Raw genomic sequence first — 256 nt, forward strand, 5'->3', positions numbered from 1 at the left:
TTGATGACAATCAGTCAATTAAGGGATTTTCGCTATTGCCGCTGCTGACGCCTCAGGGGGTGCAGGAGGATCTTGCCGCGCTCTTCGAGCTTGCCGCGGCGGGTGCCCTGACGGTTATCGACGGCGGTCGTTTCCCACTGCATCAAGCGGCGGAAGCGCATCGCGCCATCGAAGGACGGCGGGCGGTCGGCAAGGTGGTGCTGGTGCCTTAAATCAAAGAAGGCGACGCACGATGTCGTGGGATACCGCTCGGCAT

The 256-nt window shown here is 60.9% G+C and carries 1 protein-coding gene; it reads left to right on the plus strand.

Annotated features, from left to right (window positions below; translation table 11 throughout):
- Window positions 1–212: zinc-binding dehydrogenase (locus EOD29_RS33130; protein ID WP_164764016.1), on the plus strand; the 212-nt coding region annotated here is incomplete at its 5' end.
- Window positions 213–256: the final 44 nt, after the last annotated feature.

Origin of the sequence: Mesorhizobium sp. M1A.T.Ca.IN.004.03.1.1 (genome assembly GCF_003997555.1) — a bacterium.
In the GTDB taxonomy this organism is placed as follows: domain Bacteria; phylum Pseudomonadota; class Alphaproteobacteria; order Rhizobiales; family Rhizobiaceae; genus Mesorhizobium.